Origin of the sequence: Frigoribacterium sp. VKM Ac-2530 (assembly GCF_015350835.1) — a bacterium.
Lineage (GTDB): Bacteria > Actinomycetota > Actinomycetes > Actinomycetales > Microbacteriaceae > Frigoribacterium.
Map to the genome: position 1 here is coordinate 1,806,485 of NZ_JADKSE010000001.1, position 20,216 is coordinate 1,826,700.

23 protein-coding genes are annotated in these 20,216 nt (G+C 72.1%); 11 read left to right on the top strand and 12 right to left on the bottom strand.

Going from position 1 to position 20,216, the window contains the following annotated elements; all coding sequences use genetic code 11:
- Positions 1 to 70: 70 nt before the first annotated feature.
- Complete coding sequence (locus ITJ48_RS08480; RefSeq protein ID WP_194613168.1) at positions 71 to 862, bottom strand: hypothetical protein; 792 nt, start codon at positions 860 to 862, stop codon at positions 71 to 73.
- A gap of 101 nt (positions 863 to 963) precedes the next feature.
- Positions 964 to 1,698: a VanZ family protein gene (locus ITJ48_RS08485; RefSeq protein WP_194613169.1), complete on the bottom strand. Its 735-nt coding sequence runs from the start codon at positions 1,696 to 1,698 to the stop codon at positions 964 to 966.
- Positions 1,699 to 1,914: 216 nt separating this feature from the next.
- On the opposite strand from ITJ48_RS08485, the gene ITJ48_RS08490 reads away from it, so the two are divergent.
- The 4 genes from ITJ48_RS08490 to ITJ48_RS08505 all read left to right on the top strand — a co-directional run bounded on the left by ITJ48_RS08490 (position 1,915) and on the right by ITJ48_RS08505 (position 3,584).
- Positions 1,915 to 2,244 (top strand): hypothetical protein, encoded by a 330-nt coding sequence (locus ITJ48_RS08490; RefSeq protein ID WP_194613170.1) that lies wholly within the window; start codon positions 1,915 to 1,917, stop codon positions 2,242 to 2,244.
- Between the two features lie 69 nt (positions 2,245 to 2,313).
- Positions 2,314 to 2,505: a hypothetical protein gene (locus tag ITJ48_RS08495; RefSeq protein WP_192042796.1), complete on the top strand. Its 192-nt coding sequence runs from the start codon at positions 2,314 to 2,316 to the stop codon at positions 2,503 to 2,505.
- Between the two features lie 279 nt (positions 2,506 to 2,784).
- The gene (locus ITJ48_RS08500) at positions 2,785 to 3,390 is read left to right on the top strand and encodes a hypothetical protein (protein ID WP_194613171.1); all 606 of its coding nucleotides are present in this window, start codon (positions 2,785 to 2,787) and stop codon (positions 3,388 to 3,390) included.
- Complete coding sequence (locus tag ITJ48_RS08505) at positions 3,387 to 3,584, top strand: hypothetical protein (RefSeq protein WP_194613172.1); 198 nt, start codon at positions 3,387 to 3,389, stop codon at positions 3,582 to 3,584. The genes ITJ48_RS08500 and ITJ48_RS08505 overlap by 4 nt, the downstream gene beginning before the upstream one ends.
- An 85-nt stretch (positions 3,585 to 3,669) precedes the next feature.
- Here ITJ48_RS08505 and ITJ48_RS08510 read toward each other — a convergent pair whose 3' ends face one another.
- Entirely contained in the window at positions 3,670 to 4,248 is a 579-nt protein-coding gene (locus ITJ48_RS08510) for a MarR family winged helix-turn-helix transcriptional regulator (RefSeq protein WP_192042799.1), read from the bottom strand.
- 270 nt (positions 4,249 to 4,518) lie between these two features.
- Between ITJ48_RS08510 and ITJ48_RS08515 the strand changes: the two genes are divergently transcribed.
- From ITJ48_RS08515 to ITJ48_RS08535, 5 genes are all read left to right on the top strand, one after another.
- Positions 4,519 to 5,118: a helix-turn-helix domain-containing protein gene (locus tag ITJ48_RS08515; RefSeq protein ID WP_194613173.1), complete on the top strand. Its 600-nt coding sequence runs from the start codon at positions 4,519 to 4,521 to the stop codon at positions 5,116 to 5,118.
- A complete protein-coding gene (locus ITJ48_RS08520) occupies positions 5,115 to 6,494 on the top strand; it encodes an MFS transporter (RefSeq protein WP_194613174.1) in 1,380 nt (459 codons plus the stop codon). Before ITJ48_RS08515 ends, ITJ48_RS08520 begins: the two co-directional genes overlap by 4 nt.
- Before the next feature lie 9 nt (positions 6,495 to 6,503).
- Complete coding sequence (locus ITJ48_RS08525) at positions 6,504 to 7,025, top strand: tetratricopeptide repeat protein (protein ID WP_194613175.1); 522 nt, start codon at positions 6,504 to 6,506, stop codon at positions 7,023 to 7,025.
- A 28-nt stretch (positions 7,026 to 7,053) separates the two neighbouring features.
- Positions 7,054 to 7,608: a phosphoribosyltransferase family protein gene (locus ITJ48_RS08530; protein WP_370544840.1), complete on the top strand. Its 555-nt coding sequence runs from the start codon at positions 7,054 to 7,056 to the stop codon at positions 7,606 to 7,608.
- A 149-nt stretch (positions 7,609 to 7,757) separates the two neighbouring features.
- Positions 7,758 to 8,501, top strand: coding sequence for an SDR family oxidoreductase (locus ITJ48_RS08535; protein WP_194613176.1), 744 nt, complete (start codon positions 7,758 to 7,760; stop codon positions 8,499 to 8,501).
- Between the two features lie 169 nt (positions 8,502 to 8,670).
- Here the strand turns inward: ITJ48_RS08535 and ITJ48_RS08540 are convergent, their stop codons facing one another.
- Positions 8,671 to 9,096, bottom strand: a complete 426-nt coding sequence (locus tag ITJ48_RS08540; RefSeq protein ID WP_194613177.1) for a VOC family protein — start codon at positions 9,094 to 9,096, stop codon at positions 8,671 to 8,673.
- Positions 9,097 to 9,205: 109 nt separating this feature from the next.
- On the opposite strand from ITJ48_RS08540, the gene ITJ48_RS08545 reads away from it, so the two are divergent.
- The gene (locus tag ITJ48_RS08545) at positions 9,206 to 10,087 is read left to right on the top strand and encodes a helix-turn-helix transcriptional regulator (protein ID WP_370544841.1); all 882 of its coding nucleotides are present in this window, start codon (positions 9,206 to 9,208) and stop codon (positions 10,085 to 10,087) included.
- Positions 10,088 to 10,298: 211 nt separating this feature from the next.
- Positions 10,299 to 11,054 (top strand): GntR family transcriptional regulator, encoded by a 756-nt coding sequence (locus ITJ48_RS08550; protein WP_194613178.1) that lies wholly within the window; start codon positions 10,299 to 10,301, stop codon positions 11,052 to 11,054.
- A 21-nt stretch (positions 11,055 to 11,075) separates the two neighbouring features.
- Here the strand turns inward: ITJ48_RS08550 and ITJ48_RS08555 are convergent, their stop codons facing one another.
- The 8 genes from ITJ48_RS08555 to ITJ48_RS08590 form a co-directional block, all read right to left on the bottom strand.
- Positions 11,076 to 11,495, bottom strand: coding sequence for a tautomerase family protein (locus ITJ48_RS08555; RefSeq protein ID WP_194613179.1), 420 nt, complete (start codon positions 11,493 to 11,495; stop codon positions 11,076 to 11,078).
- A 129-nt stretch (positions 11,496 to 11,624) separates the two neighbouring features.
- On the bottom strand, positions 11,625 to 12,734 hold the full coding sequence (locus tag ITJ48_RS08560; protein WP_194613180.1) for a transaldolase family protein: 1,110 nt from the start codon (positions 12,732 to 12,734) through the stop codon (positions 11,625 to 11,627).
- 41 nt (positions 12,735 to 12,775) lie between these two features.
- Complete coding sequence (locus tag ITJ48_RS08565) at positions 12,776 to 13,654, bottom strand: sugar phosphate isomerase/epimerase family protein (RefSeq protein WP_194613417.1); 879 nt, start codon at positions 13,652 to 13,654, stop codon at positions 12,776 to 12,778.
- A gap of 6 nt (positions 13,655 to 13,660) precedes the next feature.
- On the bottom strand, positions 13,661 to 14,722 hold the full coding sequence (locus ITJ48_RS08570; protein ID WP_194613181.1) for a Gfo/Idh/MocA family protein: 1,062 nt from the start codon (positions 14,720 to 14,722) through the stop codon (positions 13,661 to 13,663).
- A gap of 29 nt (positions 14,723 to 14,751) precedes the next feature.
- The gene (locus ITJ48_RS08575) at positions 14,752 to 15,720 is read right to left on the bottom strand and encodes a sugar phosphate isomerase/epimerase (protein WP_194613182.1); all 969 of its coding nucleotides are present in this window, start codon (positions 15,718 to 15,720) and stop codon (positions 14,752 to 14,754) included.
- A 47-nt stretch (positions 15,721 to 15,767) separates the two neighbouring features.
- Positions 15,768 to 17,666: a 3D-(3,5/4)-trihydroxycyclohexane-1,2-dione acylhydrolase (decyclizing) gene (gene iolD / locus ITJ48_RS08580; protein WP_194613183.1), complete on the bottom strand. Its 1,899-nt coding sequence runs from the start codon at positions 17,664 to 17,666 to the stop codon at positions 15,768 to 15,770.
- On the bottom strand, positions 17,663 to 18,589 hold the full coding sequence (iolB, locus tag ITJ48_RS08585) for a 5-deoxy-glucuronate isomerase (protein ID WP_194613184.1): 927 nt from the start codon (positions 18,587 to 18,589) through the stop codon (positions 17,663 to 17,665). Before iolB ends, iolD begins: the two co-directional genes overlap by 4 nt.
- Positions 18,590 to 18,663: 74 nt before the next feature.
- The gene (locus tag ITJ48_RS08590; RefSeq protein WP_194613185.1) at positions 18,664 to 20,205 is read right to left on the bottom strand and encodes a CoA-acylating methylmalonate-semialdehyde dehydrogenase; all 1,542 of its coding nucleotides are present in this window, start codon (positions 20,203 to 20,205) and stop codon (positions 18,664 to 18,666) included.
- Positions 20,206 to 20,216: the final 11 nt, after the last annotated feature.

Sequence of the window (20,216 nt, forward strand, 5' to 3'; positions counted from 1 at the left end):
GCCCGCGCCTCCTCGGCTCCACTCGTCGAGACGGCGCCTCCTCAGCTCGACTCGTCGAGACGACGCCTCCTCAGCTCGACTCGTCGAGCACCCTCACGAGCTCGGGCCAGAGGCTCGCCGCCCACAGCTCGTGCACCCGTCGCCACGACCACAGCTGGCCGTTCAGGCGGGCGCTGCCGACGGCCGGCTCGGGCTCGGGGAACGGCACGAAGACGCAGTCGCCGCGCTCCCGGACGAGCCGCTCGGACTCGGCGTTGAGCCGCGCGATCTGCCCGTGGACGCGGCCTCGCGCGCCCCGCGACGTCAGCCGCAGGCGATCGATCGGCGGGATCCCCGCGACGAGCACCGGGCTGAGGACGCTCCCCGGGTGCCGTGCGGCGTCGAGAAGCCGGTCGAGGTCGCGGCGCCACGCGGCGGCGGAGGTCATCAGCAGCACGTCGCTGAACCCCAGCGCGACGACGACCGCGTCGACGTCCGGCACGGCCGAGGCCGGCTCGTCGGCCGCCTCGCGCGCGGTCAGCACCTGGGCCGGGCCCTCGACCCAGACGAACGGCCGTCCCCGCGCGGAGCCGACCGCGGCCGCGACGCGGCTGAGCGTCGTCAGCTCCTCCTCGAGCACGCCGAACCGGGCCGCGGCCGCGTTGCCGACGTAGGCGACCCGGTCGGCGGTGACGTCGTCGAGCAGCGACGGAGGTGCGGTGGCGGCCGGCGGGAACGTCCCGGAGCGCACGGCCCGGCGGAAGAGCGCGAGCCGCAGCCGGAGCGCCGGCCGGAGGCAGGCCCAGACAACGTCACGCAACGCCGGCGTCGGCGTCGGCACGGCGGGCCTGGCGCCGCCGCGGTCGGTCCGGGGGTCGGTCACGGCGCCTCCTCGGTCGATCCGACCCTACGCCCGGGCCGCCCGACGGCGCCGTCGCGCGCGGCACGGCCACGTGCTCGGCCGCGAACGGTTCGTCCGCACCCTCAGGACCCGCGCGCACCCTCGCTCGCGCGAGCGGGTGTGCGCGGTTCCGAGGGGTGCGGACGCCCTGGCGACGGGCCCGCCGTGGCGAGTGCCGCCTCCTGCGGGCTCGGGCTCGGGCTCGGGCCGATGGCGACCGCCTCGGGGCGCCGACCCGGGAGGACCCGCCGCCCGACGAACAGCACGGCCCGCCAGAGGACCGCGCCGACGACGGCTCCGGCGGTGTTGGCGATCACGTCGTCGATGTCGGTCGCACGGTTGCCCCCGATCGTGAGGTGCAGCACCAGCTGCAGCAGCTCGACCGAGACGCTGGCGACCAGCGCGATCGCGGCGACCGGCACGATGCCGCGCAGGCGACGCCGCCCGGTCGGCCCGAGGCCAGCCCGGCCGGCCCGCCCGTGTGCCGCCAGCCCGTGTCCCGTCAAGTACGCCCCGAGGGGCACCGTCATCACGATGTTCAGCCAGAACGACCGGAGGTGCAGCGAGCTGAGCGCGTCGAGGTTCATCATCGGCCGCCAGGGCGAGTCCGGAGGTGCGTCGAGGTCGATCACGAACGGGAAGAACGTGACCGCGACCAGCGCCCCGAGGTAGGCGACGAACGACGTCCGCCAGAGGATCGTCCCCAGATCGTCCCCGGCTCGCCGCGAGCGCAGCCCCACGAGCGCGACGGCGGCGATCGTCACGGGGACGACGGTCGCGAGCGCCGGGAGGACGACGTGCGAGGAGGCGGCGAACATGGGGTCCTTTCGTTCGACGTCCAGTCTCGCCGCCGACCGTCGCAGCCCGCTTCGCCCGCAGGGCTGAAAGCGCGGCGGTGCGTACCCGGAGCGGCCGCGGTCCGAGCAGGACAGGGCCCGGCGGCTGACGCGCCACCACGGCTCGTCTCTCAGCCCCAGGACGGAGACTGTCCCGCGAACGCCGACGCCTCCCCGGCAGGTCGATACGGTGAGCCGGTGCGCCTGAGCCGGAAGATCCTCGTCGTCGCGGCAGCCGTGACCGCCTCCGTCGTCGCAGCGGGGATCCTCCTCATGCCGCCCCAGGTCGAGGTCACCGTCGTCAACGACACGGATCGGACGGTCGACCTCACCTGCCTGTGGCACAACGAGGGCGACGTGCGCCCCGGGGCCAGCGCGGTCCTCGTCGTCGACGCGGGCACGACGGAGAACTGCCAGGTCGACTGGCAGCTCTGCCTCGTCCTCGACACCCGGGGTGCGGGCGAGCGTCCCCACACGAGGCGGATCTCGGAGGCACGGGAGGACGACGACCTGGACTGTTCCATCTGAGCCTCGCCCGCACGGCTGGAGGAACGGGCACACGTCACCTCGGTGACGGCGCCTGTGTAGACAGTCCCCATGCAGATGAACACGCGCCTCGGGCGGATCATGTACGGCATCAGCCTCGTCGTCAGCGTCGGCATGCTCGTCGTCGTGTGGGCCGTGCTGCAGCCGGGCGTCGTGTTCTCGGTCTTCTTCACGCTCTTCGTGATCGGGATCGCCGTGTGGAACGGCCGCAAGGCCTTCGGCGCCTCGCCCGACCCACGCTGACCGCACCCCTGCTCCGGCCGCAGCTCCCGGTCCGGGTCCGGTTCCGCAGATGCCGACCGCACCGCACGCAATGCAGGCTTTTCCGGTTGTTACGAGTCTCCTCACGCCTCCGCTGTCGGGTCTTGCAGCGGCCAGTGCCCGCGAGGCAAGCGGGACCGAAGGAGGCGCCGCCCACCCCGCCTCCCGGGCCCGACCCGGCGCGCCCCTCGCACTCAACTCCGGCACATCCCATGATGGGACGGTCCCAAGACAGATCTGACCACCCCGGAGGAATCCCGCGTGAGCGCACTCGAGCACCCGGCCTCCCCGGCCGGAGACGCCGATGCCGACGCGTCGGTCGCAGGCCCCGCCGCGGTCCGACCCCGCCGCTCCTCGTGGGAGCTGCTCCTCTGGATCCTGTCCGCCGCTCTCGTCGCGTCCGGTGCAGCGCTCCTGTGGCAGGCGAGCGCGGACGGCTCGTTCGACACGGCGCAGCCCGTGTCGACGATCCGGATGGATCCCGAGACGGGACGGGTCATCTCGTGCGAGAGCCAGGGCGGACCGTGCTCCTGGACCCTCGCGACCGACGGCCTCGCCTACGCCCTGGCCCTTCCCGCCCTGGGCTCGGGCACGACCGGCCTGCTGCTCGGCATCGCCCTCCGCGCCCGACGGACCACGCAGCAGCAGCCTGAGTCGCAGTCGCACCTGCACCCGCAGCCGCAGCCGCAGCACGAGCGGTCGGCTCTCCCGCAGAAGGCGCCCGCCCAGCCAGAGCAACTGCTCCGGCCCCGCGACGCCCGAGCGACACCGCCCTCGCCCCGCTCCCTGCGCGACGGGACGACCGCCTCCTTCGCCCCCTTCATGCCGCCGGGGCAGCAGCCCGACGACGACCCCGCACGCCGATGAAGCGCCGTTCCCGCGGGGTCGCGGTCGCCGTCGCTCTGGTCGAGACGGCCGCCGGGCTCTTCCTCGCCGGCTTCGCCTTGCTCGACCTGCAGCACGTCGTCAGCCTCGGCACCGTCCTGGTGCTCGTGATCGGCGCAGGTCTCGTCGTCGCGGGAGTCCAGGCGCTCGCGAGGCGCCGGTCGCCGCACAGGTGACCGCGATCGAGGTGACGCGTCGCGGGGGTCTGCTCTTCCCGGATCCCCTGGACGCGTCACATCGTTCGAGAGAGTGGGGCTCGGGCTAGGCCGCGCCCGTGCGAGTGCCCGCAGACCGCGCAGCCGCGTGCCGCGTCATCGAGTTCGCGAGCTCGGCGAGCGCGGTCGTCACGACGGCCAGCTCGGGCCGCGACGCGAGCCCGTCGAAGACCTCGAGGTAGTACCCGATCTCGCCCTCGATCAGGGCGACGCCGTCGGGGGCGATGACGAGGACGCTGCTGCGCCGGTCCGTCGGGTGGGCGGCGCGGTCCAGGAACCCGGCGTCGGTCATCCGGTCGACGAGGCTCGTGACGGAGCCCGACGAGAGCTCGAGGTACGCGGCGAGCTCGCGCGGCGTGACGTCGGTGCCGCCGTGCACGAAGTACAGCGCGCGGAGGTCCGAGACGCCGATCCCGTGGTCGGCCGCCACGATCTTCATCAGGGCCTCCGCGCGCATCTGCGCGACGCCGAAGGCCTGCATGAAGCCGGTGACGGAGTCGGGGCCGACGCCGGCGTCGTGACCGGCGCCTCCGTCGAGGGAGGGCGCCGCGGCCGGGGTCGGGTCCGGTGCGGTGTTCGGTCGGGTCATGTGCCTGGGTCGGGTCGAGAGTGTCGGGGTGGTCATGTTCGCTCCTGCGCTGAGATCGGCATCCGTGCCGACCATTAGATTAGCGAGAATCTCGACGGTCGAGACACCCCCCGTTCGGTGCGACGCAAAGCGGATAGCCGAGGAGGCGCGCGACCGCCTGATCGCCCTGCGAGCCGCCCTGACGGGCGCACGAGGAAGCGTTCGGGTGATCTCAGAACGCCGCGCCTCCGACTTCTGAGATCGGACCTGATCTCAGAATCCACAACACCTCTTGCGCAACACCTCTTGCGCACCTAGCGTGGCCCCATGACCCGCGACGAGCCCCGCTCCACCCTCACGGACGCCGCCTCGATGCGCGCACTGGCCCACCCGACGCGGCTGCGCCTCCTCGGCCTGCTGCGCCAGCGCGGTCCGCAGACCGCGGCGCAGCTCGGCGACGTGGTCGACGAGGCGCCGGGCACGGTCAGCTACCACCTGTCGAAGCTCGCGGCGAGCGACCTGATCCAGGCCGCCGACCCGCAGAGCGCCGACCGTCGCGAGCGCTGGTGGCAGGCCACGGCCCTCCTCACCTCGTGGGAGCCCGCCGACCTCCTCGACGACCCCGAGCGCCTCAGTGCGTCGGCCGCCCTCGAGAAGTCGATCGTCCAGGCGAACGCCGCGCGCTACACCCAGTACGTCGACGAGATGCCGGCCCTGCCGCGCGAGTGGGTCGCGGCGGCGGCAGGCGGCGACCGAGCGATCCGCCTCACGGTCACGGAGCTCGCCGCCCTCCGCGCCGAGCTCGAGTCCGTCGTCGACCGCTGGGTCGACGTCGGCGACGCGCACGACCCCGCCGACGACGACGGAGCCGAGACCGTCGTCCTCGCCTACCAGGCCTACCGGCACCCAGGAGGCGCGGGCGCGTGACCGAGGACGCCCCCGCACCCGAGACGGTCGCCCCGGCACCTGCCGGCCCGACCAGCGCGACCAGCCCGGCAGGCCCGGCAGGCCCGGCTGACCCGACCCGCGCCTCGCGCGCCTCCCGCACCGCCCTCTCGGCGCTCGTCGCGGCCCACGCGATCTCGCAGACCGGCAACGTCGTCACGGCCTTCGCGGTCCCGTTCTACGTCTTCGCGCTCGGCGGCTCCGGGGTCGAGATCGGCGTCGCCGCGGCCTTCGCGACCGCGCCGGTGATCATCGGCGGGCCGCTCGGCGGGGTCGTCGTCGACCGGGTCGGCCATCGCAGGGCCGCGATCGTCGCGGATGTCGTGAGCGGCGCCTCCGTGCTGGCGATGCCGGTGCTGGCGCTGACCGTCGGGCTGCCGTTCTGGGCCCTGCTGGCGCTCGTCTTCGTCGCCGGCCTGCTCGACACCCCCGGCCAGACCGCGCGTCGCGTGATGCTCCCCGGCCTCACCGAGCGCGCCGGCATCCGCATCGAACGGAGCGTCGGCCTGCTCGACGGCTCCGAGCGCTTCGCCAAGCTGATCGGCGCGTCGTTGGCCGGTCTGCTCGTCGCCGCCGTCGGGCCCGTCCCGTCGCTGTTCGTCAACGCGGCGACGTTCGCCGTCTCGGCGGTGCTGACCTGGACGCTGGTCCCACGCGACGCGCGCGCAGCCGCAGCTACAGCACCAGGTGACGCCGGCCTCGGGGACGCGGCCCGCGCCTCCTACTGGCAGGACCTCGCCGAGGGAGCCCGCTTCGTGGTCCGTGACCCGCTGATGCGGCTGATCGTGGCGCTGGTGCTGGTCACGAACCTCCTCGACGCGGCCCGCGGTTCGACCCTGCTGCCCCTCTACGCGAACGACCGACTAGGAGGCGCGGCCGCCCTGGGGCTGCTGGTCGCGACCATGGGCGGCTGCGCCCTGCTCGGCAACGTCGCCTTCGGCTTCGTCGCGCACCGCGTGCCGCGGCGGGTCACGTTCGCGCTCTGCTTCGCGCTGGCCGGGGGCCCGTCGAGCCTGGCGTTCGCGCTCGGTTCGCCGCTGCCCGTGCTGGTGGCCGCGACCGCGCTGTCCGGTCTGGCGGCGGGCGCTCTCAACCCGATCCTCGCGACGGTCGAGCTCGAGCGGGTGCCCGAGCACCTGCGCGGCCGCGTGTTCGGGCTCCTCAACGCGGGAGCCTGGGCCGGGGTCCCGTTCGGAGCCCTCCTCGGCGGAGTCGCCGCCGACACCATCGGTCTCACCATCGCCTTCGGCATCGTCGCGGCGGTCTACGTGGCGGTGACGCTCACGCCGCTCGCGGGCGGGTCGTGGCGGCTGATGGAACGCGGCGCGGTCCACCTCGAGACGGGCCGCACGCCCTAGCCTCGGCACATGAGCACCGACAGCCGGACCAGCACCGACAGCCGGACGAGCACCGACGACTGGGAAGCCCGCGTCGCCGCCCTCTGGGCCGACGCCGACATCGACGACGCGCAGCGGATCACCCTGATGGAGGCGCTGGCGGCCGCTGCGCCTCACCCCGCCCTGGGCTCGTTCGAGCTGGGCGGCGCCCACGACTCGGGTGGCCAGGAGGCGGCGGCCGACATCCACTACGCCGCCGCGACCGCGGCCGGTCTCGACGCCGTCGACCCCACGCGGGCGGCACAGCTGGTGGTGCAGCACGCCTCGACCCTCCGCAACCTCGGCCGGCTCGACGAGGCGATCGCGATGCTGCGTGACGCTCCCGAGCACCCTGCCACCGGGGCCGCGCCGAGGGTGTTCCTCGCGCTCGCGCTGCACAGCGCCGGCCGTCCGGACGAGGCGCTCAGGGTCGCGATCGAGGCCGTCGAGCCGACCCTGCCGCGGTACCACCGCTCGGTGAAGGCGTACGCGGCGGCCCTGACGGAGCAGTAGCGGCCGCGGGAGCCGCCAAGATGACCAGGTGCCCACCTCCTCCGCTGCCCTGCGCGACCGGCTTCGCACCTCCTTCCGCTGGCGGGGCGACCGCAACGATCCCGACTACCTCGCGGACGTGACCGGCTGGTGGCGGGACGCCGACACCCTGCAGACCATCGGCGAGGGCCTCGCCGACCTCTTCTCCGAAGCAGCGCCCACGGTCGTCATGGGCACCCAGTCGCGGGGCAGCCTCCTCGGGGTGCTCACCGCACGACATCTGGGCGTCGGCTTCGCGGAGGTCCGCAAGGACCCGTCGCGCAGCGCCGACAGCGACGCCTGGTGGGAGACCTCGACACCGCCCGACTACCAGGACAGGCACCTGCGGCTCGGCCTGCGGCGGTCGTTGCTGCAGTCGGGCGACCGCGTCCTCTTCGTCGACGACTGGGTCCAGACCGGCGCACAGGTCCAGGCCTGTCACGCCCTCGTCGAGATGAGCGGTGCGACCTGGCTCGGCGCGGCAGTCGTCGTCGACGGCCTCGAGACCAACGCGCCCCGACGAGCCCTGACCGTGCGGTCGCTGCTCTCCGTCCGCGAGCTCTGAGACTCGGCGGGCCCCGCGAGCGCGTGGGCAGCATCGAGGGTTCCTCAGCGAACCCGACGGTTCGGTCGCTACTGTGCCCGGACGGCAACACCCGTCGCCCACCGCGACACCTGCCGGACCCGCAGCACCCGATGGCAAAGGAGCCACCCATGGACAGACTCAGCAGCAAGATCGCCCTCGTCAGCGGAGGCGCGCGAGGCATGGGCGCATCGCACGCCCGAGCCATCGTGGCCGAGGGAGGCAAGGTCGTCATCGGCGACCTGCTCGACGACGAGGGCCGCGCCCTCGCGGACGAGCTCGGCGACGCCGCCCGCTACGTGCACCTCGACGTGACGTCGCCGGGCGACTGGGAGGCGGCCGTCGCCACCGCCGTCAGCGAGTTCGGCGGCCTCAACGTGCTCGTCAACAACGCCGGCATCGTCAACTTCGGCCGCCTCGGCACGTACACGCTCGACCAGTGGAACCTCATCCTCGGTATCAACGTCACGGGAGCCTTCCTCGGCATCACGGCAGCCAAGGAGGCGCTGGTCGCGTCCGCCCCGTCGAGCATCGTCAACATCTCCTCCACCGCAGGGCTGCAGGGCACCACGGCGCTGCACGGCTACGTGGCCTCGAAGTTCGCCCTCCGCGGCCTGACCAAGTCCGTCGCCCTCGAGCTCGGCTCGGCGAACGTCCGCTCGAACTCGGTGCACCCCGGCGTGATCCGCACCCCGATGACCGACGGCCTCGAGCTCGGCGACCAGCTCGGCGCCCTGCACCGCATCGGCGAGCCCCAGGAGGTGTCGAACCTGGTGGTCTACCTGGCCAGCGACGAGTCCAGCTTCCAGACCGGGGCCGAGTTCGTCATCGACGGCGGCGAGCTCGCCGGCGAGAGCGACAGCGTCAGCGAGTAGCCCAGGTCACGCGACGCACCTCCGAGTGGACGATGCACCCCGTAGTGACGAGGTGCATCGTCCACTTCGGGGTGCCGTGCCACGGGGTGTCAGGCAACGGGGTGCCGGGCTGCGAGGTGCCGGGTCACGGGGTGCCGAGCCGCCAGGTGTCAGGTGCACCTGGCGCCCGTCACGCCCCCGGCTGCGGAGCCCGGACGTCGAGCGCCCACACGACCCCGAACCGGTCGCGGAGCTGCCCCGCCAACGACGACCACGCGGAGGCGCCCAGCGGCTGCCGGATCTCGGCCCCGTCGACGAGCCCCTCCCACACCGCCGTGATCTCGGCCGCGTCGTCGCCGCTGAGGTAGACGTAGGACGAGTTCGTCCCCTGGTCGTACTCCTGGTGCGGCCAGACGTCGAACGCCATGACACGGACCCCGCTCGCGGTCTCGACCTGCCCCCAGACGATCCGGTCCGCCCACGCCGGGTCGTCTGAGGCGCCCATCTGTCCGTAGGTCATGGCTGTCACCTCGGTGCCGAGTGCTGCGGCCCAGAAGTCCAGGGCCTGGCGGGCGTCCCCGTCGAAGTTGAGGTGCGGGGTGGTCGAGATGGTCATGTCTGTCTCCTCGTCGTCGCGCCGTCCTCGGTGGTGAGGACCGCGTCGACGGCGACTCTCCTCCCCGATGCGGTCAGATCGTGACCGCATCCGGTGCGACGATCAGAACGTGACCAGCCCCTCCTCACGGATCCTCACGCTCCTCTCGCTGCTGCAGGTGCGACGGGACAGCTCGGCGACGTTCCTGGCCGAGCGACTCGGCGTGAGCCCCCGCACGGTCCGCCGCGACGTCGAGCGCCTGCGCGAGCTGGGCTACACGGTGACGACCCTGCGAGGGCCGGCGGGCGGGTACCGCCTGTCGGCGGGTGCCGAGCTGCCGCCCCTGCTCTTCGACGACGACCAGGCCGTGGCCGTCGCGCTCGCGCTCGCGGTGGCGCCCGCCTCCGGCACCGCGATCGGCGAGGCGGCCGCTCGTGCGCTCGGCACCGTCCGGCAGGTGATGCCGTCTCGGCTGCGGCACCGGATGGACTCGATCGAGGTGCTCAGCACGCCGTCGGCGGTGGTCGTCGACCCGGAGGTGCTGGTCGCGGTGATCGAGGCGACCAGCGCACACGAGGTGCTCCGGTTCGACTACGCGCCCGTCTGGGGCGAGGCCGAGGTCGGCCCACCGCTCTCGGTCGAGCCGCACGCCGTCGTCACGAGCAACGGCCGCTGGTACCTCCTGGCGTGGGCGCCCGCCGCCGACGACTGGCGCACCTACCGAATCGACCGGATGCACCCGCGGGCGGCCACGCGCCGGTCGTTCAGCCGGCGCCCGTGCCCGGCGACGACCCGGTCGCCTTCGTCGCGGCGCGGTTCCGTGGGTCGACCGACGCCTCCTGGCCCTGCGTCGGCACGGCGCTGCTCGACCTCCCGGCGAGCGACGTCGCCCCCTACGTCGACGCCGATGCCCTCGTCGAGCAGGGGGACGACGGTCGGACGAGGCTCACGACGGGCTCGTGGTCGTGGTGTGCCCTCGCGGCCCGGTTCGCCGGGTTCGACGCGGACCTGACGCTCGAGGGGCCGCCGGCTCTCGTCGAGGCAGGGCAGGAGCTGGCGCGGCGGCTGCTCGACTCGCGAGGCCCGGGTCGCCGGCCGTGATCGACGACCCGTCGAGGCGCGGCCCGGCCCGGCCCCCGAGACCCGCCCGCCCGGCCAGCCCGCCCGCGCAGCGGAGATCGACCCGTAGGGTTGTCACGACATGACCTGGGGCGGTGCAGCAGATGACAGACACGACTCTTCCCGACGACCTCTTCGCTGACCTGGACAGAGGCGGGCCAGTTCCTCTCTGGTACCAGATCTCCACTCGCCTCGAGGCCTCCATCCTGAGCGGTCAGCTGCCCGCCGGCGCGCGGCTCGAGAACGAGGTCGGGCTCGGCGAGAGGCTCGGCCTGTCCCGTCCGACCATCCGCCGGGCGATCCAGGAGCTCGTCGACAAGGGCCTCGTCGTTCGTCGACGGGGCATCGGCACGCAGGTGGTGCACGGACCCGTCACGCGGAACGTCGAGCTGACGAGCTTGTTCGAGGACCTCGCCCAGACCGGTCAGTCACCGACGACGCGTCTCCTGACGCACGACATCACCCCCGCGGACGAGAAGACGGCGACCGCCCTGGGCGTCGAGGCAGGGGCCCAGGTGAGCCACGTCCGCCGGCTGCGCCTGGCCGACGACGTGCCCGTCGCGATCCTCGAGAACTACCTGCCGCTCGACCTCGCCCCGTTCTCCGACGCCGATCTCGCGGCCCGCGGCCTCTATCAGCTCCTCCGCGCCCACGGCGTGACGATGCGGGTCGCGAAGCAGAACATCGGCGCGCGGGCCGCGCACGGAGACGAGGCGCAGCTGCTGGAGATCGAGCCTCGCGGCGCCGTGCTCACGATGACCCGCACTGCCTACGACGCCTCGGGGCGGGCAGTCGAGGTCGGGAACCACTGCTACCGGCCCGACCTCTACTCGTTCTCGATCACTCTCGTCGACAAGTAGCGCTCGGGGCGAGAGCGAGCGTCAGCCGAGGGTGGGCGCAGCAGCAGGGACCTTCAACTCGCCGTTCATGTACTGGGCGACGCCGAACCCGAACGACCAGTCCTGCGGCCCGTTCTCGACGTAGCCGATGAAGACGTCCTCCCCGCCCACGCCGGCCCCCTCGAGCCCTGCGGCGATGCGGGCGTAGAGAGCCTGCTTCGTCTCGTCGCTCCGGCCACGCTGGGTGAAGATCTGGATCATCACGACGCCGCCGGTGCGCTCGAAGCCGAGCCCCGCGTCCTCGGCGACGATGCGCCCCGCGGGCAGCTCGTTCACGACCTGGAACCGGTCGCGGACCGGGATGCCGTAGACGTCGACGATGGCCTCGTGGATCGCATCGGCGATCGCGGTGATCTGTTCGGGTGTGCGGCCGGTCATCAGGTCGATGCGGACGAGGGGCATGGCGGGGTCCTCACTGTCGGTCAAATGTAAGGACATACTAACAAGTGCAAGACCGGAGCGCCAGGCGGACACGAGGAGGCGCGGAGCCCGAGAACGGACTCCGCGCCTCCCGCGTCCTTCAGCCGCAGATCAGATCGCGGGCACGATCACGTCTCGGACGAGTGCGTCGAGCTGTGCGTCCGCTTCCAGGAACTGGCGGAGGGTCCTCACGGTCGCGCCGAAGCGCTCGAACTCCTCGAGGGCCATGCCGTCGACGTCGTAGGCCCGGTGCCACTCCTCGGGGATCTTCGCGGCGAGCGACTCGAGGATCCCCTGGTCGACGGGGACGTCGATGCGGTCCTCGACGGGCAGCGAGGCGGCGTTGATGTCGACCTGCCACGAGAAGGGAGGGGACACCACGAGGTCCCCGCCGACGAGCTCCGACCACTGCAGGTGGTTCCTGAAGGCGGCCGACAGGACACGCGAGCGATAGCCACGGGCCACGAACTCGTGGTGCGCTTTCTTGAGGGCCGCGACGCCGGCCCACTCGAGGTGGCCGGGGTCCATCATGACGTGGTCCCGCTTGACGACCGCCTTCAGCCAGTCGTCGAGGCGTCCGCCCATGATGGTGACGACGGAGCCGAACTCGTGGTTCTCGATGCCCTCTGCGGTGCGGCGGTCGAGGCCGCGCTCGATGGCAGCTCCGACGGCGACGGCCTGGGCGACGGTGAACGAGACCGTCGCGTTGATGCTGACACCTCGGTAGGTGGCCTCCTCCATCGCCTCGATGCCGATCTCGGTGGCCGGGATCTTCACGATGATGTTCTTCGCCAGCGACGAGAAGTGCACGGCCTGCTCGACCAGCGCCGCGGCGTCTCGGTGCAGACGAGGGTCGGTCTGCATCGACAGACGTCCGTTGCGGCCGCCCGAGGCCTCGAACTCCGCCTCGAGCAGGGCTGCGGCCTCGATGCTCAGCCGCTCGACGGCGAGCCACCCGATCTCGGACTCGCCGGCGGTGGGGTTGGCCTGGGCGATCTCGCGCAGCCGGGGAACCCAGGTGTCGAGGTCGTTCTTGATGACCGTGTAGGCGATGACGGGGTTGCAGGTCGCCCCCACCGCCCCGAACTCGATCGAGGCTGCCAGTTCGGTGAGGTCGGCCGAGTCGTTCCAGAGACTGGTCGGGGTGTCCTGCACCGCTCGGAGCAGGGTCGGTCGCTCGTCGGTCGGGGGCGTGGTGGTCGTGTCGGTGAGGGTCGTCATCGTTCTTCTCCGGAGGGGTCGGTCGTCGCGGGCGACGACGCTCAGTGGCGGGGAGCGGAGGCGATCCGCGACAGGATCTGCTCGCGCTGGTAGCGGCTGACGGCATCGACGTCCTCGTCCTCGGCGAAGACGCTCGAGACGGCGACGGCGTCGTCACGGTCGAGGAAGCCGAGCTTGCCGAGACCGCCGAAGAAGCCGTCCCAGTCGACGTCGCCGTCGCCGATCTTGAGGTGCTGGTGCACGCGGGCCGCGTTCCCGGGCGGGTTCGTGATGTACCGGAGGCCGTGCGACCGGTGGTGGTCGAAGGTGTCGGCTATGTGGACGAGCCCGAGCGACTGGCCTGCGGCCGCCATGATCCCGGCCATGTCGCCGCCGTAGTGGAAGGTGTGGCACGCCACGTAGGCGAGGCCGACGTTCGAGGAGTTGAGCCCGCGGATCACGCGGAGCGCCTCGAGGCCGTCCTCGACGAAGTCGTCGGGGTGCGGGTCGATGAAGACCTGGATGCCCTCGCGCTCGATGATCGGGAGCAGCTCCTCCATCGACCAGTAGAACTGTCGCTCCGACTCTTCCTGCAGCTCGGGGCGTCCGCTGAACTCGGTGTTGACGACGCCGACGCCGAGTCGCGCGGTGATCTCGAGGACGCGCTTCCACTGCTTGACCGCCGCTCGCCGTGACTCCTCGTCGGGCCCCGACCAGCGCAGCACCGGCAGCACCGACGCGATCTGCACGTCGGCGTCACGGCAGGCGGCCGCGAACGCGTCGACCAGGTCGTCGTCGGCCTTGGGGTGCCGGAAGAACGGGATGAAGTCGGCGTGCGGCGTCAGCTGGAGGTGGTCGTAGCCGAGTTCGCGGACCTTCGCGGGGATCTCGAGCAGCGAGTGGCTGTGGTGCAGCGGTGTGGGATCGAGGGCGATCTTCACCATCGGTCACGCCTCCGTCGGGACGACGCCGGCACTGGCGTCCAAGTCGTAGAACGCGGGCTTGGCCATGGCGTAGTCGACCTCGATCCGGCGACCGGTCTTCTGCGCCTCGACCCCCGCGGTCGCGACGACGCTGGCGAGATAGCCGTCCCAGGCGCTGGGCCCGTCGATCGTGCCGCGGCGGGCGGCGTCGACCCACCGCTGCACCTGGGTGTCGTACGCGGCGCCGAAGCGCTCCTTGAAGGTCGGCGAGACGGGCACTCCCGTGCGGCCGGAGCTCGTGAGCTGGAGGCCGGTCTCGCGGCCGATCGAGGCGACGCCGCTCTCGAAGACGGCGTCGGTGGTGACCTGGTACCCGAACTGGATGTTGACGTTGATCTCGACGATCGCCATGGTTCCCGAGGCGGTCTCGAGGATGACGAACTGCGGCTCGCGGAGGCCGCCCGGCGCCAGGGAGTTGCGGCGGGGCTTCTTCACCTCGACGGCCACGATGGGCTCGCCGGCGATGAACGGGACGGCGTCGATCTCGTGGATGACGGAGTCGAGGATCAGCATCTCCTCCGAGTAGTTCGGCGGGGTGGTCGCGTTGCGGTGGGCGCAGTGCAGGGCGAGCAGGGCTCCGTGGTCGCCGGACGCGACGAGGGCGCGCAGGTCCTGGTAGCCCTGGTCGAAGCGACGCATGAACCCGACCTGGATGTGGGGCCGGTCGAGCTTCTGCTCGGCCTCCAGGACGCGCAGGGACGCCGCTTCGTCGGTCGTGAGGGGCTTCTCGCAGAGGATCGCGAGCCCACGCTCGAGCGCGGGCATCAGCACGGCCTCGTGGAGGAAACCGGGGGTGGCGATGATGACCGCGTCGATGTCGGTCGCCGCGAGGGCTTCCTCGAAGTCGACCGCGGTGACGGCGCCGGGCGCCGTCGCTGCTGCGGCGGTCGCCCGAGCGGTGTCGGGGTCGACGACGGCGACGACCGTGGCGCCGCTGATGGTCGAGGTGATGCGGGCGACGTGGTCGGCGCCCATCATGCCGGCGCCGACGACGGCGACGCGGAGGTCCTGGGTGCTGGAGGTCATGGTCGGTTCTCTTTCCGGATCGGGTGTCGTCAGACGAGGCGGGCGCGGGGCGAGCAGCTGAAGATGTGCTCGCGGGTGCGGGTGGCGATGCCGAGCGGCAGGTCGATCGACTCCACCGGGAACATGTCCTGCTCGACGATGGCGAAGATGTCGGGGTCGATCCGGCTCACGGCCTCGAGCACGGGAGCCAGTTCGGGGACGCCCTTCGGGGGCTCGACCATCACGCCCATCGCGACGGCGTCGCCGAAGGGCACGTCGTTCTTCAGCACGGTGAAGCGGAGGTCGGAGTCGACCTGCTTGAGGTGCAGGTAGCCGATGCGGTCGGGGTGGGCCTCGATGAGCCTGACGTTGTCGCCGCCGTAGTAGGCGAAGTGGCCGGTGTCGAGGCAGAGGTTCGTGTAGCGGGCGTCGGTCTCGGCCAGGAACCGCTCGGTCTCCTGGTAGGTCCCGACGTGGCTGTCGGCGTGGGTGTGGAACTGCTGCTTGACCCCGAACTCCTCGAGCAGCGCCTTGCCGAGCTTGTCGTGCCCCGCGCCGAGCTTCGCCCACTGCTCGTCGGTGAGCGTGCGGGCCTCGAGGACCTCGGTGGTGGCGTCGCTGCGCCAGAGGTCGGGGATGACGACGAGGTGCTCGGCGCCGAGCGCCGAGGCCAGCCCCGCGACGGCGAGCGCCTGGTCCCAGGCGCGCTGCCACTGGTCGTCGCCCTTGTGGAAGCCGGTGAAGACGGTCCCGGCCGACAGCAGCAGGTCGCGCTTGCCGAGTTCGTCCTCGAGCTCATGGGGGTCGGTGGGGAGGTAGCCGTACGGGCCGAGCTCGATCCACCGGTAGCCGGCCTGCTGCACCTCGTCGAGGAACCGCGGCCACGGGATCTGGCTGGGGTGCTCGGGGAACCACACGCCCCACGAGTCGGGGGCGGTGCCGATGCGCAGCCCACGGTCATTCGGAGCGGAGGGGGTCTCGACGGGTGTGGCGTCGGGATCGGTGACGGTGTCGGTCATGGCGGCGGTGCCTTTCGAGAGTGTGTCGTGAGATCGAGTCGAGGAGGTCAGCCCAGGAGCGGGCGCTGGGAGGACCGGTGCTCGCGGTAGTCGGCGAGGGCCGCCTCCGTGGCGTCGAGGGTGGAGACCTGGGCGACGGGGACGTCCCACCAGCCCTCGCCGTCGGGGGCGTAGACGAGCGGGTCGCTGTTGATGTGGATGAGGGTGGTCGTCGGGGACGCCTTCGCCGTCGCCATCGCGGCGCTCAGGTCGGCGATGGAGTTCTCGGACGGCTCCACCTCGATGACGTCGACCCCGTAGCTGCGGGCGTTCATCGCCAGGTCGACCGGGAGGACCTCGCTGCCCTGGAAGTCGAGGGAGTCGGGGTCGAGCTTGCGGTACAGGGTGCCGAAGCGGTCGGCGCCGACCGTCTCGGACAGGTGGCCGATCGAGGCGTAGCCGTGGTTCTGGATGAGCACGACGATGATCTTGATGCCCTCGGCCACGGCGGTGACGAGCTCGGTGTGGAGCATGAGGTACGAGCCGTCGCCGATCATGACGACGACGTCGCGGTCGGGGGCACCCCGCTTGACGCCGAGGCCGCCGGCGATCTCGTAGCCCATGCACGAGAAGGCGTACTCGACGTGGTAGCCGAGCGGGTCGCGGACGCGCCACAGCTTGTGCAGGTCGCCGGGCAGCGACCCGGCCGCCTGGACGACGACGTCGGTGGGGTCGCTGGCCGCCTGGACGGCGCCGATGATCTCCGGCTGTCCCGGCAGCGCGAGCCCGGACGGCAGGAACGCCTCGTCGACCAGGTCGTCCCACGCCGCCTTCTCGGCGGCGACGCGCGTCGCGTGCTCGGCAGGGACCGTGTGCTCGGCGAGGGCCGCGCCGAGGGCGTCGAGGGCCTCGCGGGCGTCGGCGACGACGGGCAGCTGGGAGCCGTGCTTGTAGGCGTCGAACGAGGCGATGTTGACGTTCACGAACTGCACGTCCGCGTCCTGGAAGGCGGTGCGGGAGGCGGTGGTGAAGTCGCTGTACCGGGTGCCGATCCCGATGACGACGTCCGCCTCGGCCGCGATCCGGTTCGCGGCGGTCGTGCCGGTGGCGCCGATCCCCCCGAGGTACTGCGGGTGGTCCCAGGCGAGCGACCCGCCGCCGGCCTGCGTGGTCCCGACAGGGATCCCCGTCGCACGGGCGAGGGCGTCGAGCTGCTGCTCGGCGCCGGAGTAGAGCACTCCCCCGCCGGCGACGATGACCGGGCGCTTCGCGGACCGGATCGCTGCCGCTGCTCGTACGAGGGGCCCGCGCTCGGGGACCGGACGGCGGATGTGCCACTCCCTCGGCTGCAGGAACTCCTCGGGCACGTCGAGCCACTCGGCCTGGACGTCCTCGGGGAGAGCGATGGTGACGGCGCCGGTCTCGACGGGGTCGGTCAGCACCCGCAGGGCGGCGAGGGCGATGGAGAACAGCTGCTCGGGCCGGTCGACCCGGTCGAAGAACCGCGACAAGGGCCGGAACGCGTCGGTCACCTGCAGCGAGGTGTCGTGAGGCATCTCGATCTGCTGCAGCACCGGGTCGCTGACCCGTGTCGCGAAGGTGTCGCTCGGCAGCAGCAGCGCAGGGAGGCGGTTCGTCGTCGCCAGCGCGGCGGCGGTGAGCATGTTGGCGGCGCCGGGGCCGACGGAGGCGGTGCTCGCGTAGGTGGCGCGCCTCCGGTGCATGCGGGCGTAGCCCACGGCCTCGTGGACCATGGCCTGTTCGTTCCGGGCCTGCAGGTAGGGCATGAGGCCGGGGCGGTCGACGTGGTACTGCTTCAGGGCCTGGCCGACGCCGGCGACGTTGCCGTGGCCGAAGATGCCGAACATGCCGGGGATCGTGCGCTCACGCACGTCGCCGTCGACGGTCCACTGGTTGGCGAGGAACTCGACCAGTGCCTGGCCGACGGTGAGTCGCTTCGTCGTCATCGACGCGGTCCTTTCGGTGCTGCGGTGGGGAGGTAGGGCAAGCGGGGGTCCGGGTCCTGCGATCCCCACTGGGTGCGCACCCAGCCGTGGGCCGGGTCGTCGGTGATGAGCCACGCGCGTTCAGGATCGGGGCCCGCCATGACGTTCAGGTAGTAGAGGTCGTACCCGGGGGCGGCGACGGCGGGCCCGTGGTAGCCGAAGGGCACGAGGGCGACATCGCCGGTGCGGACGAGCTGGTCCACCTGGATCTGCCCGGCAGGTGAGCCGTAGGTGGCGAACATGCCGAACGGGTCGGCCTGCGCGGGGGCCTCGAGGCCACGGCTGACGGCGGACTCGAAGTAGTAGATCTCCTCGAGCCGCGACTCCGTCCCGGGCACCGACTCGTCGTGCTTGTGCGGCGGGTACGACGACCAGTTCTCGGCCGGCGTCACCACCTCGCAGACGATCAGCTTCTGGGCGTGCAGCCCCGCTGGCGTGCCGAAGTTGTGCACCTGCCGGGTGGAGCGACCCGCACCCCGGATCTCGACCGGGATGTCGGCCGCGCGCAGCACCTGCACGTCGAGCACCTGGTCGGCCGGCGCCTCGGCGATCGCGACACGGCCCGACCCGGTGACCCGCGCCTCCGTGTGGACGCCCAGGTACACGACGTCGGCGGGGCCGTCGAAGACGGAGGGGCGACCAGCGAGCTCGACCGTGCCCGAGCTGCCGCGGCCGTCGCTCCACTCGACGACGACGTCGCCCGAGAGCGGCACGACCATGCGCTCGACCTGCCGTGCCGGCAGGCGCAGCTCGGCACCGCCGGCCAGCTCGCCGATGCGCAGGCCCGTGTGCTGCCAGCCGGCGAGCTCGCCGTCGACGACGGTCTGCCAGCTGTCGCGAGCCAGGTCGCCGCGGGGGAAGAACCAGCGCGTCTCGTCGTTCATGTCGTCCACCTCATCATCGAGTGCCGCGACCGCGGGGTCGCGAGCGAGCAGCCTGGGGAGAATCCTGCGGTCGGTCAGTTCTGGGGGAACCCCAGGTCGACGCCGCCGTGGCTCGGGTCGAGCCACCGCGACGTGATCGCCTTCTCGCGCGTGAAGAACTCGAAGCCCTGCATCCCGTACGCCTTGTCGGAGCCGAAGATGCTGTCCTTGAAGCCGCCGAACGAGTAGTAGGCGACGGGCACGGGGATCGGCACGTTGATGCCGATCATCCCGACCTCGATCTCGGCCTGGAAGCGCCGCGCCGCGCCTCCGTCGTTGGTGAAGATCGCGGTGCCGTTCCCGTACGCGCCGGCGTTGATGAGCGCGACGCCCTCCTCGTAGGAGGCGACCCTCACGACCGAGAGGACCGGCCCGAAGATCTCCTCCGTGTAGACCCGGCTGGTCAGCGGCACCTTGTCGATCAGGGTGGGGCCGAGCCAGAAGCCGTCGGCCTCGCCGTCGACCTCGACGCCCCGGCCGTCGACGACGACGTCGGCGCCGTCCCCGAGGGCGATGTCGATGTAGCTGGCCACCTTGTCGCGGTGCTGCTCGGTGACGAGCGGGCCCATGTCGCAGCTCCGGCGCCCGTCGCCGACCGTGAGGCCCGACATGCGGGCGGTGATCTTCTCGATCAGCTCGTCAGCCACGGGCTCCACCGCGACGACGACGCTGATCGCCATGCAGCGCTCGCCCGCCGACCCGAACCCGGCGTTGATCGCGCTGTCGGCGACGAGGTCGAGGTCGGCGTCGGGCAGCACGAGCATGTGGTTCTTGGCGCCGCCGAGCGCCTGGACGCGCTTGCCGTGCTTGGCGGCGGTCTCGTAGATGTACTGCGCGATCGGGGTCGAGCCGACGAACGAGATGCTCTTCACCTCGGGGTGGGTGAGCAGGCCGTCGACCGCCTCCTTGTCTCCGTGAAGGACGTTGAAGACGCCCTCGGGCAGGCCCGCCTCGGCGAAGAGGCGGGCGAGGAACATCGCGCTGGACGGGTCCTTCTCGCTGGGCTTGAGGACGACGGTGTTGCCGACCGCGATCGCGATGGGGAAGAACCACATCGGCACCATCGCGGGGAAGTTGAACGGGCTGATGATCCCGACGACGCCGAGCGGCGCCTTCGTCGAGTAGACGTCGACCCCCGTCGAGACCTGCTGGGAGAACTCGCCCTTGATCAGGTGCGGGAATCCGGTCGCCAGCTCGACGACCTCGAGGCCGCGGGTGATCTCGCCGAGGGCGTCGCTCAGCACCTTGCCGTGCTCAGACGTGAGGATCTCGGCGAGCTCCCCCTTGCGCTCGTTGAGCAGCTCGCGGAAGCGGAACATGATCTGCTGCCGCTTCGTGATCGACAGGTCGCGCCAGGCGGGGAACGCCCTGGCGGCGGAGGCGACGGCCGCGTCGATCTCGGACCGGTCGGCGAGCGAGACGTCCTTCGTGACGACGCCGAGGGCCGGGTCCCAGACGGGGGCGGTGCGGCCGCTGGCGCCGGGCACCTCGACGTTGTCGATCCAGTGCGCGACGAGGGGGCGGCTGTCGGCGGCGACGGTGCCGTCGGTGGGCGTGGAGGTGCTGGTGGTGGTCATGGTGGTTCCGT